Source organism: Burkholderiales bacterium (genome assembly GCA_023511995.1).
Classification (GTDB): Bacteria; Pseudomonadota; Gammaproteobacteria; order Burkholderiales; family Thiobacteraceae; genus Thiobacter.
Genome location: JAIMAL010000012.1, coordinates 11677 through 23428, shown reverse-complemented (window position 1 = coordinate 23428; position 11752 = coordinate 11677). Strand labels below are relative to the sequence as shown.

Below are 11752 nucleotides of genomic sequence, written 5' to 3'. Positions count from 1 at the left end.
CCCGTTTCCATTCATGTGTGGCATTGCAGGCATTTTCGATCTCCAGGGCAGCCGTCCCATCGACCGCGCGCTGCTTGAGCGCATGAACGAGCGCCAGCACCATCGTGGGCCCGATGAGACGGGGCTTCACCTGGAGCCGGGTCTGGGCCTTGCCCACAAGCGGCTTGCCATCATCGATCTCGCCGGGGGGCAGCAGCCCCTGTTCAACGAGGACGGCAGCGTGGTGGTGGTGTTTAACGGCGAGATTTACAACTTCAACGAACTTGCGCGGGCGCTTACCGCAGCGGGACATGTGTTCCGCACCCATTGCGACACCGAAGTCATCGTTCACGCCTGGGAGGAGTGGGGCGAGCAGTGCGTGGAGCGTTTCCGCGGCATGTTCGCCTTCGCCCTCTGGGATCGCAATCGACAGACCCTGTTCCTCGCCCGCGACCGGTTCGGGGTGAAGCCGCTCTTCTACGCCTTGCTTGCCGATGGTTGGTTTCTCTTCGGCTCCGAGCTCAAGGTGCTCACCGCCCACCCCGGGCTTGGGCGGCAGATGGACCCTTTCGCCGTCGAGGAGTATTTCGCCTACGGCTACATCCCCGAGCCGCGTACCATCTACAAAAGCGCGCGGAAACTGCCGCCCGGCCACACGCTCACTTTGAAGCGGGGAAGCCCGCTGCCCGCGCCACGCCAGTATTGGGACATGCCCTTCACACCGGTGGGGCCCATCACCCTGGCCGAAGCGCAGGAGGAACTCGTCGCGCGCCTGCGCGAAGCGGTGCGCATCCGCCTCGTTGCCGAAGTGCCCCTGGGCGCTTTCCTGTCTGGTGGCGTTGACTCGAGCGCCGTGGTGGCCATGATGGCGGAGCTGCAGAATGATCCGGTCAACACCTGTTCCATCGCCTTCGACGACCCCGCCTACAACGAGGCCGCGTTCGCCCATCAGGTGGCCCAACGTTACCGCACCCGCCATCACGTGGAGACGGTGGTCACCGACGATTACGATCTCATCGACCGTCTCGCCGCTGTCTATGACGAGCCCTTCGCCGACTCCTCCGCCCTGCCCACCTACCGGTTGTGCGAGCTGGCGCGCAAACATGTCACCGTGGCCCTCTCCGGCGACGGAGGCGATGAGAACTTCGCCGGCTACCGCCGTTACCGCTGGCATCTTTACGAAGAACGCCTGCGCGCCCTGTTGCCGGATGCGCTGCGCCGCCCCCTCTTCGGCTGGCTTGGGCGTGTCTATCCCAAGCTGGACTGGGCGCCCCGGGTGTTGCGCGCCAAGTCCACCTTTGAGGCGTTGGGGCGGGATGCGGTGGCGGGTTATTTCCATGGCGTTTCCGTCCTCGGTGATCCGTTGCGCTGCAGATTGTATAGCGACACTTTCAAGCGCGAGTTGCAGGGCTACGAGGCCGTCGAAGTGCTGCGCCGGCACGATGCCAGCGCACCGAAGGAAGATCCCGTCTCCCGCGTGCAGTACCTGGACATGAAGACCTATCTGGTGGGCGACATCAACACCAAGGTGGACCGTGCCAGCATGGCCCATGCGCTGGAAGTGCGCGAGCCCCTCATGGATCACGTGCTCATGGAATGGGTCTCCGGACTGCCGCGGGAATTCAAGCTGCACGGGCGCGAGGGCAAATACCTGCTGAAGAAGGCGATGGAACCCTATCTTCCGGCGGAGGTGCTCTACCGGCCGAAGATGGGGTTTTCCGTGCCCCTGGCGAGCTGGTTCCGCGGGCCGCTGCGGGAGCGGGTGCGGCAGGCGGTGCTGGGCGAACGGCTGGCGGACACCGGCTGGTTCGATCAGGGCTTCCTGCGCGAGATGGTAAAGGCCCACGAAAGCGGGCGGCGCGACTACAGCGCGCCCCTGTGGTCGCTGCTCATGTTCGAGGCTTTCCTGCGCTGCAATGATTCAGCCGGCGTGGCTACTGCGCCCTTGCCGCTCAAGGAATAGGGAAAGCGCATGCGCATCCTCCACGTCTTCGACCATTCCCTTCCCCTGCACAGCGGCTACACCTTCCGCAGTGCCGCCATTCTGCGGGAACAGCGGGCGCTGGGGTGGGAAACCTTCCACCTCACCGGGCCGCGGCAGACCGGCTGCACGTTGAGCGAGGAGGAGGTGGAGGGGCTGCATTTCTTCCGTACCGTGCCGCCGCGCGGAGTGCTGGGTCGCCTGCCCGTCTTCTGCCAGCTCGCCGACATGCAGGCCTTGGCGCGCCGGCTGGAGGAGGTGGTGGAGGCAGTGCGGCCGGATGTGGTGCACGCCCACTCGCCCCAGCTCAATGTTCTTCCCGCGCTGCGGGTGGCCCATCGGCGGGGACTCCCGGTGGTGTATGAAGTCCGCGCCTTCTGGGAAGACGCGGCAGTGGACCACGGTACCACCCGTGAGGGGAGCCTGCGTTATCGCCTTTCCCGCGCCCTGGATACCTATGCCTTCCGCCATGCGGATGCCATCACCTGCATTTGCGAAGGTTTGCGGGGCGACATCCTCCGCCGTGGCATTCCCGCGGAAAAAGTCACCGTCATCCCCAACGCCGTGGATATCCACCGCTTCCCCCTGGGCGGGCCGCCCGACGAGACGCTGAAAGCGCGGCTGGGGCTTGCCGGCAGCCAGGTGCTGGGTTTCATCGGCTCCTTCTACGCCTACGAGGGCTTGGACCTGTTGCTTGCCGCGCTGCCCCGCATCCTCGCGGAGGCGCCGGAGGTCAAGGTGCTCCTGGTGGGGGGTGGGCCCCAGGAGGCCAGACTGCGTGCCCAGGCAAAAAGCCTCGGGCTTTCGGAGCGCGTCGTCTTCGCCGGCCGCGTGCCCCACGATGAGGTCAACCGCTATTACGATCTCATCGATCTCCTCGTCTATGCGCGTCACCGCATGCGGCTGACCGAACTGGTCACCCCCCTCAAACCTTTGGAGGCCATGGCCCAGGGGCATCTTTTCGTCGCCTCCGACGTGGGCGGACACCGGGAATTGATCCGCCATGGGGAGACCGGCTGGCTGTTTCCCGCCGACGACGCAGACGCCCTCGCCCGCACCGTGCTTCACGCCCTTGCCCACCGCCACCGTTGGCACGAGATGCGCGCGCGGGGTCGCCGCTTCGTCGAGGAGGAACGCAACTGGAAAACCAGCGTGGCCCGCTATGCGGCGGTGTACGAACGGCTAGTCGGGCGGGGCCATGGCTGAAGGGCCGCGTCTTCTCGTGTTTTCCTCGCTGTTTCCCAGCGCGGTGCAGCCGGCGGCGGGGCTCTTCATCCGGGAGCGCATGTTCCGCGTCGCCCGGCATCTGCCCCTCACCGTGGTCGCGCCCGTACCCTGGTTTCCCCTGCAGAGTCTGATCCGCCTGTTTCGGCCGGGCTATCGGCCCATGCCGCCACGACGGGAAGTGCAGGATGGCATCGTCGTCTGGCATCCCCGTTTTCTTGCCGTGCCCGGTGTGCTGCGCACATTGGACGGTTTCGCCATGGCGGCAGGCTCGGTGCTGCTTCTTCGGCGGCTCAAGCGCGAATTCGGTTTTGAGGTGATCGATGCCCATTTCGCCTATCCCGATGGTTATGCCGCAAGCCTTCTCGGCCGTTGGTTCAAGGTGCCGGTCACCATCACCCTGCGCGGCACCGAAGTGCCCCACGCGCGGCATCCCGGCAAGCGACGCCGTATGCTGCGGGCGCTCGCCTCTGCGGCACGGGTGTTCAGTGTGGCCGAAGCCCTCAAACGTCACCTCGTAAGCCTCGGTGCCGAGGCCGGCAAAATCGAAGTGGTGGGCAATGGCGTGGATACGGAAATCTTCCGGCCCGAGGACAAACAGCAGGCCCGCGCGCGGCTGGGCATCCCCGCTGGGGCCAAGGTCCTCATTTCCGTGGGCGGCCTGGTGGAGCGCAAGGGGTTCCATCGCGTGATCGACGTGCTGCCCCGGCTTTGCCGGGAGTTTTCCGAACTTGTCTATCTCATCGTCGGCGGACCCTCACCGGAGGGTGACATGCGTGAGGCGCTGGAGCACCAGGTGGAGCGGCTGGGACTGGGTGGCCATGTCCGCTTTCTCGGTGTCGTAGCGCCGGCGGAGCTGCGCTGGCCCCTTTCCGCGGCCGACGTGTTCGTGCTCGCCACCCGCAACGAGGGCTGGGCGAATGTCTTTCTCGAGGCCATGGCCTGCGGTCTGCCCGTGATCACCACCGACGTGGGCGGCAACCGCGAGGTGGTGGCGCAGGATCACCTAGGCGAGATCGTTCCCTTCGGCGATGGGGCGGCCTTGGAGGCGGCGCTACGGCGCGGGCTCACGCGCCCATGGGACCGCGACCGGATCCGCCAATACGCGGTGCAGAATGGGTGGCAGGGCCGCATCGATCGCCTGGTGGAGGTTTACCGCGAGCTGACCGCATGACCGACCTCTACACCGCCTTCGCCTCCCGCGTCCTCTTCCCCCTCCACGAGCGGCTCAAGGGACATAACACCGTCGCCGTGCGGCGTGAACTGGAAAAGACCCAGTGGTGGTCCCGCGAGCAGCTGGAATCGCTGCGGCTTGCTCGTCTGCACCGGCTGCTTGATCGAGCCGCCCGCAGCGTGCCGTACTACCGCGACCTGTTCCGAAGAGAGGGCTTCGATCCCGGCGCTGTAAAGAGCCTCACGGATCTGGCACGGCTGCCGCTCCTCACCAAGGCGGACATCCGCGCCCATTCCGAGGCGCTGAAGGCCAGCGATGCGCAGCGACTTTCCCGCTTCAACACCGGCGGCTCCAGCGGTGAGCCGTTGATCTTCTACGTGGGCAGGGAAAGGATTTCCCACGATGTGGCGGCGAAATGGCGTGCCACCCGCTGGTGGGGGGTGGACATCGGTGATCCGGAGATCGTCGTCTGGGGGTCGCCCATCGAGCTCACCCGGCAGGACCGGCTGCGCGCCCTGCGCGACCGCCTGCTGCGCACCCATCTTCTGCCGGCCTTCGAAATGTCGGAAACGCGGCTCGACGAATTCCTTGTCACCATCCGCAGGGTGAGGCCGCGCATGCTCTTTGGCTATCCTTCTTCGCTTGCCCTCATCGCCCGCCATGCGGAGAAGCGGAAAGTGGCGATGGATGACCTGGGCATCCGGGTGGCCTTCGTTACTTCGGAACGTCTCTATGACGAGCAGCGGGCGATCATCTCCCGCGTCTTCGGCTGTCCCGTGGCCAATGGCTATGGCGGGCGCGATGCGGGGTTCATTGCCCACGAATGCCCGCAGGGCGGCATGCACATCATGGTGGAGGACATCATCGTGGAGATCGTATCCCCCGACGGGCGCGTGCTGCCGGCGGGAGAGGCGGGGGAGATCGTGGTCACGCATCTGGCCACCGGCGATTTCCCCTTCATCCGCTACCGCACCGGCGACGTCGGGGTGCTGGACGACCGGCCTTGCCCCTGTGGGCGGGGCCTGCCCCTCCTCCGGGAAATTCAGGGCCGCACCACCGACTTCGTCGTGGCACGGGATGGCACGGTGATGCACGGCCTTGCCCTCATCTATGTGGTGCGGGACGTGCCGGGGGTGGAGCAGTTCAAGATCGTCCAGGAAAGCCGTGAGCTTACCCGGGTGTTTCTCGTCACCGGTCCCAACTTCGCCGAAGGCGCGCTGGACACGATCCGCGCGGGCCTCGTGCGGCGGCTGGGCGAAGGGGTGACCATCGAAATCGAGCGGGTGCAGGAGATTCCCCGGGAAGCCTCGGGCAAATACCGTTACATCGTGAGCAAGGTGGCGCCATGAGGGATTTGTTGCTGGCGGGGGTGTTCTTTGGCGTGCTGCCTTTTGCCCTGTCGCGGCCCCACTGGGGCCTGTACCTCTATTCCTGGATCAGCTACATGAACCCCCACCGGCTGGCCTATGGCTTTGCCTTTTCCTTCCCCTGGGCCTATCTCGCCGCCCTGGCCACCCTCACCGGGGTGCTGTTCTCGAAGGAGCCCAAGCGCATGCCCTGGACGCGGGAGATGACCGTCCTGCTGCTGCTTGTCTTATGGATGACCTTCACCACCTTTTTCGCCTTCTATCCCCAGCTCGCCTGGACGCAGTGGGAGAAGGTGATGAAAATCATGCTGATGGTCTTCATCACGCCGCTCGTGATCAACGACCGGCACAAGCTGCGCCTGCTCGTCTGGGTGATCGTGCTCTCCTTGGGTTTCTACGGCATCAAGGGCGGCATTTTCACCATCCTCCATGGCGGCGTGTACCGGGTGCAGGGACCGGAGGGGTCCTTCATCGGTGGCAACAACGAGCTGGCCCTGGCCCTCCTCATGACCATCCCCCTGATGCGTTACCTGCAGCTCACCGAGCCGCGCCGCATCCTCCGCCTGGGTCTTGCGACGGGCATGGCTCTCACCGCACTGGCGGCGATCGGCAGCCAGTCCCGCGGGGCGTTGGTGGGGGCGGCGGTGATGGGCACCATTTTCTGGTGGAAGAGCCGCAACAAGTTCACCACGGCCTTCCTCGTGGTGCTGGCCGCCGGCCTTGTCTATCTCATCATGCCGCCCCAGTGGTACGAGCGCATGCAGACCATCCAAACCTATGAGGAGGATGCCTCCGCCCAGGGGCGCATCAATGCCTGGTGGACTGCCTACAACGTGGCCAAGGCCCGGCTGACCGGCGGCGGTTTCGAGATGTTTCAGCGCCCCACCTTCGCCCTTTACGCGCCGGAGCCGGACAACGTGCACGACGTGCACAGCATCTATTTCGAGCAACTGGGCGAGCATGGCTTCCCCGGCTTGGCGTTGTGGCTGCTGCTCGGGTTTCTTACCTGGCGGACGGGGTCATGGGTGATCCGGCGCGCAAAAAAAGATCCGCAAAGGAAATGGGCTGCCGATCTTGCCGCCATGGGCCAGGTGACCCTCATGGCCTACTATGCGGCGGGCGCCTTCCTGGGCTTGAGTTACTTCGACCTCTACTACCACGTGCTGATGCTCATCATCCTGAGCAAGGTGATCCTACTCAAGGAGGAGCATGCCACGGCGCCGGCCCCCGTGGCTCCTAGAGGGAGACAGGGTGCGCCTGCAGCCACTGTTCCAGCATCATGACCACCCAGATCATCACACCGTAATAGCCCGCGTGTTCGCTTTCATGCGCTGCAATCAGTCTGTCGAGATAAGCTTCGCGCAGAATGCCCCGCGCACGGAAGGCGTGCAGGCTGGCGAGCGCGAGCGCGTGGAGTTCCGGGTCTTCCCTCATCCACACGCCGAAGGGCAGGCCAAAGCCGTGTTTGGGCTTGGTGATGATCCCCGCGGGCAGGAAATCCCGCAGCGCCTCCTTGAAAAACCAGCGCAGGGTCTGGCCGCGCACCTTGTAGGCAGGGGGCAGGCTCGCGGCAAACTCCACCAGGCGTTCGTCCAGCATGGGATAGCGCACCTCCACGCCGGCCAGTTCCGTCATCCGGCCCACCTTGCGCAGATCGTTGTCGGCAAGGGTCTGCTTCCAGTCCAGATACAGCATGCGGTCGATGGGGTGGCGCGCAGGCGTGCGGAAATAGACCTCGCGCTGGATGGCAAGCGGCCGTTCCGCATCCACCCGGCGCAGGAAGTCGGGATCGAAGATTTCCGCGATGGGGTCCCGGTGCAGAAAATTGTAGGTCTCCAGCCGATCCGGCAGGGGCACCCGCGCCTGGGCCACATAGCTTTTGAGTTTGCGCAGGAGCGGGATGCCCTCCGGCAGGCGCTGCGCCAGGGGTTCGATGACACCCGCGCGCAGAGGGCGGGGCAGGTCCTGGTAGAGTTCGAATACCATCTGCTTGGCATAGCGCGCGTTGCCGCCGAAGATTTCATCGCCGCCATCACCGGCAAGCAGTACCGGCAGCCCCGCCTCCCGCGCGCGCAGGGCGCAGTAATAGGTGGGCACGGCGGAAGCGTTGCCGAAAGGCTCGTCATAGGCGCGGGCGATGAGGGGGATGGCGGCCACCACATCGGCCGGCGTGACGTAATATTCGTGGGCGCTCAGGCCGAAATGCCGCACCGCCAGGCGCGCATATTCCATCTCGTCGTAGCCCTCGGCGGCAAAGCCGATGGAAAAGGTCTCCGCCCGACCGGTGAGTCGGGCCAGCATGCCGGAGACGGTGGAGCTGTCGAGGCCACCGGAAAGGAAGGCCCCGGCGCGATCCTCCCCCAGCGCCGTCTTCACGCTCTCCTCGAGCAGCGCCTGCAGCGTCTGCGCCAGGGCGGTGAACGCTTCGGTTTTTTCGTCATCGCCGAAGCGGGGCTGCCAGTAAAACCCCTGCTCTACCCGTCCCGCCCGCCAAAGCAGATACTGCGCCGGCAGAAGTTTCTGCACGCCCTGGTAGATGCTGTCGGGGGAAGGCACCATGTGGGCGTAGAGATAGTCGAACAGACCCTGGGGCGCGAGCCGGCGCCCCACCTTGGGGTGGGCGGTCACCGCCTGCAGGCTGCGCCCGAAGACGATGCCGTCTTCCACCAAAGCAAAGCCCATGGGTTCGATGCCCATGCGATCGACGGCAAGGAGCAGTGTCTTCTCCGCCGTATCCATGAGGGCGAGGGCAAAGGGCCCGCGCAGGCCTTGCAGCATGGCGGTGCCGCGCTGGCGGTAGAGCGCGGCCACGGTGGCCGCCACATCCTGCGGGCGGGGGCCGGCTGCCGGCGTGCCTTCGGCAATGCGGGGCCGGCCCAGCAGTGCCACGGCGAGGTTTCCCTCGCAATGGGTGAAGAGGCGAGCGAAAGGCGACTGGGCGGCGATGGCCGCCTGGGGTTCGCACACCAGCGGCGTGGTGGCACCCATCTGCGCCAGCAATGCCGCCGCATCGGGCGCCCCGGTGCCCAGCCAGCCGCAAAGGAGGGAATCTTCCCGGAGGTGGGTCATGGGTCGATGGACCGCCTGGGGTGTGGATGAGAGGACTGGATTTTGAGTGAATTCTGGTTGAAAGTCGATAAAACCCTGCGCCATCACGGGCGCGCGGCGGTGCGCGCCCTGCGCGGGGTATGGTGGGACCTGGTGCGGCCGCCGGCAATCCGGCCGGTGATCGTCATCGGCTGCAGTCGCGCCGGCACCACCCTGGTGTACAAGACCTTTTCCGAGTCCCGCGAACTGGGCACGCTGCAGCGGGAGACCCACGACTTCTGGATGGAGCTGCACCATCCGCGGGAACGGGGCTGGGACACCCATGCCCTTGATGCGCGGCATGCCTCGGCCTCCGACCGGGACTTCGTCACCCGCTATTTCTATGCCTGGACCGGACGCAGCCGCTGGGTGGACAAGAACAACCAGAACGGCCTCTGCGTGCCCTATCTCGCGGCCCTGTTTCCCGATGCCCATTTCCTCTTCGTCAAAAGGAGCCCGGGGGACAATCTGCATAGCCTCATCGAGGGCTGGGGCAAACCGGAGGAATTCGCCACCTGGTCGGCCGCTCTGCCCGAGGCCGTGGCCATCGACGGCGGCCGCTACACCCGCTGGTGTTTCTTCCTCGCCGAGGGCTGGCGGGCCTACACCCGCGCCACCATCGAAGAGGTGTGCGCCTTCCAGTACGTTGCCATCAACAGCGCTATCCTCGAGGCCAAAGCCGCCGTGCCCGGCGCGCAGTGGTCGGAGGTCTTCTACGAGGATCTGGTGCGCGATCCGGTGGGGGAATTCCGGCGGCTCTTCACCGAGGCGGACCTTAGCTTCACCCCCGCGCTGGAAGACCACTGCGCGAACGTGCTCGCCACCCCCTACAATGCCTTTTCCGAAATCCGCCTCGACAAGTGGAAGGATGGCCGCAACCGGCAACGCATCGAACGGGTCATGGACAGGGTGGAGCCGGTGGCGCGCCGCATGGGGTATGCCCTGTGAGATGGCCTGATCTCCTAGCCTTGCGGGAACCTGCTTTGCGCCATCCCGTGCTCATCCTGGAAAGCGACGACTGGGGGGCGGATGCGCCGGCCCGGGTGAACGCGCAGGCGGAAGCCCTGGTGCAGCTTGCTGGCTTGCTCGGCAGCCTGCGCGACGGCGCGGGGAGAAAAGCGGTGATGACCATCGGGCTGGTCTCCGGCATCCTCGATCGCCAGCGCCTGGGCGAAGGGGGGGCTGGCGGAAGGTTGACCCTCGACCATCCTTCCCAGGCGCCGGTGCTCGCGGCTTTGCGTCTCGGCGTGACCGAGGGTGTGTTCGCCATCCAGTGGCATGGGCTGGAACATTACTGGCCGCAGGCGCTCCTTACCCGCCGCAGTGACCCGGAAATCGCTGCCTGGCTTGCCGGGGAGGCGCCCACCGAAAGCCTGCCGGTGAGCCTGCAAAGCCGCTGGGTGGATGCCGCGGCGCTGCCGACGCGGCCCCTGCCGGCGGCCGCCATCCGCCGCGCGGTGCAGGAAGAGGCGGCGCTCCTCAAAAAACTTTTCGGATTGGTGCCGGCGGTGGCGGTGCCCAACACTTTCGTCTGGAACGACGAGGTGGAACGGGCCTGGTTCGAGGCGGGTGTGCGCTTCGTCGTCACCCCCGGCGCCCGCTACATCGGGCGCGATGACGCGGGCCGGCTGGTGGCCGACCGGCAGGGTATCCGCGCCGGCGAGGCCGCCCCTACTGGCGTGCATTACCTGGTGCGGGATGTCTATTTCGAACCGGCGCGGGGCCACGAACCGGAGCGCCTGCTGGCGGGGCTAGCCGCCCGCGCCCGCGCCGGTCGCGCCTGTCTGGTGGAAACCCACCGTTTCAACTATCTCGGGGAGGGCGCGGCGGCAGCGCGCCAGGCCTTGCGGTGCGCTTTAGAGGCGGCGTTGGAACGTCACCCGGACCTTCGCTTTGCTTCCAGCGCCGAACTGGGGGAAGCGCTGCTGCGGCGCGACCCCGCCTGGGTGCGCACCCCCTCCCTTGCCCAGGGTTGGGCGCGGCTTGTGGCATGAAGGCGCCGCGTTTTTCCGTCATCATCCCCGTCTTCAACGGTGCGGCATATCTTGCCCGCGCCATCGAATCCGTGCTGGCGCAGACCTGGCCGGCGGAGGAGATCATCGTCGTCGATGATGGCTCCGTGGATGCCAGCGCCGACATCGCCCAGAGCTTCGGCCCGCGCGTGCGCTACGTGCGCCAGGAGAATGCGGGGGTCTCCGCCGCCCGCAACCGGGGGGCGGCGCTTGCCCGCGGGGACTGGCTTGTCTTCCTCGACGCGGACGACTGGTACTACCCCGACCGGCTGCGCCTGCATGGGGAGTGGATCGCCGCCGAGCCCGGCCTCGACTTCCTCACCGGCGACTACGATTACGTCAACGCCCAGGGCGCCCCCCTGGGCCGCTCCATGGAACGGCAGCCTTCCGGCCGCGCCATGCTGGCCAAGGCACAGGGTGCACCGCGGGTGGTCATGGAGGCGAGCGAATTCGAGCCCTTCGTCGCCGCCCACTTCGGCGACACCCATACCCTTTCCGTGCCGCGGCAGACCTTCCTGCGCCTGGGGGGCTATCCGGTGGGCTATCGCGTGTGCGAGGACGTTTTTTTTCTCACCCGGCTGGTGGCCGCCAGCCGGCGGGTGGGCGTGGTCTGCGTGCCCCTTGCCGCCTATGTGATCCATGGGGCGAGTGCCACCCGCCGCGACCCCCTGCGGGCGCAACAGGACAACGTGCGCACCCTGGAGGCCCTCGCCCGCGAGGCGGTGGCTTTTCCGGAAGGGGTGCGGCGGGGCGTGGCCGCGCGCCTGCGCCAGGGCCGGCTCGACCTGGGCTACGCCCTGGCCCGGGCCGGCCGCCGTTGGGCGGCCGTGCGGGCCGTGCTGCCCAACCTTGCCCACACGCCCGCGGCGCTGCGCGACGTGATTTCGATGGTGCGCGGATGAACAGAAAGACTTCCATCGTGGCCTTA

Annotated in this window: 9 protein-coding genes; 8 read left to right on the top strand and 1 reads right to left on the bottom strand. The window is 66.5% G+C overall.

What is annotated here, in order from left to right; translation table 11 throughout:
• The first annotated feature begins 13 nt into the window (after window positions 1-13).
• The 5 genes from K6T56_07665 to K6T56_07645 are packed head-to-tail and all read left to right on the top strand — an operon-like array spanning window position 14 to window position 7008.
• Window positions 14-1942: an amidotransferase 1, exosortase A system-associated gene (locus tag K6T56_07665; protein MCL6556219.1), complete on the top strand. Its 1929-nt coding sequence runs from the start codon at window positions 14-16 to the stop codon at window positions 1940-1942.
• A 9-nt stretch (window positions 1943-1951) separates the two neighbouring features.
• Entirely contained in the window at window positions 1952-3166 is a 1215-nt protein-coding gene (locus K6T56_07660) for a glycosyltransferase, exosortase A system-associated (protein ID MCL6556218.1), read from the top strand.
• Window positions 3159-4358, top strand: coding sequence for a glycosyltransferase (locus K6T56_07655; protein ID MCL6556217.1), 1200 nt, complete (start codon window positions 3159-3161; stop codon window positions 4356-4358). Before K6T56_07660 ends, K6T56_07655 begins: the two co-directional genes overlap by 8 nt.
• Window positions 4355-5707 carry an AMP-binding protein gene (locus K6T56_07650; GenBank protein MCL6556216.1) on the top strand — a complete coding sequence of 451 codons (1353 nt, stop codon included), beginning with the start codon at window positions 4355-4357 and terminating at the stop codon, window positions 5705-5707. The genes K6T56_07655 and K6T56_07650 overlap by 4 nt, the downstream gene beginning before the upstream one ends.
• Entirely contained in the window at window positions 5704-7008 is a 1305-nt protein-coding gene (locus K6T56_07645; protein MCL6556215.1) for a putative O-glycosylation ligase, exosortase A system-associated, read from the top strand. The genes K6T56_07650 and K6T56_07645 overlap by 4 nt, the downstream gene beginning before the upstream one ends.
• Here the strand turns inward: K6T56_07645 and K6T56_07640 are convergent.
• Window positions 6962-8794 carry an asparagine synthase C-terminal domain-containing protein gene (locus K6T56_07640; protein MCL6556214.1) on the bottom strand — a complete coding sequence of 611 codons (1833 nt, stop codon included), beginning with the start codon at window positions 8792-8794 and terminating at the stop codon, window positions 6962-6964. The two genes, K6T56_07645 and K6T56_07640, sit on opposite strands and share 47 nt — an antisense overlap.
• Window positions 8795-8851: 57 nt before the next feature.
• Here K6T56_07640 and K6T56_07635 point away from each other — a divergent pair, with 57 nt between their 5' ends.
• The 3 genes from K6T56_07635 to K6T56_07625 are packed head-to-tail and all read left to right on the top strand — an operon-like array spanning window position 8852 to window position 11726.
• Complete coding sequence (locus K6T56_07635) at window positions 8852-9760, top strand: sulfotransferase (GenBank protein MCL6556213.1); 909 nt, start codon at window positions 8852-8854, stop codon at window positions 9758-9760.
• Between the two features lie 35 nt (window positions 9761-9795).
• A complete protein-coding gene (locus K6T56_07630) occupies window positions 9796-10806 on the top strand; it encodes a hypothetical protein (GenBank protein MCL6556212.1) in 1011 nt (336 codons plus the stop codon).
• Window positions 10803-11726 (top strand): glycosyltransferase, encoded by a 924-nt coding sequence (locus K6T56_07625; GenBank protein MCL6556211.1) that lies wholly within the window; start codon window positions 10803-10805, stop codon window positions 11724-11726. Before K6T56_07630 ends, K6T56_07625 begins: the two co-directional genes overlap by 4 nt.
• Window positions 11727-11752 lie beyond the last annotated feature (26 nt).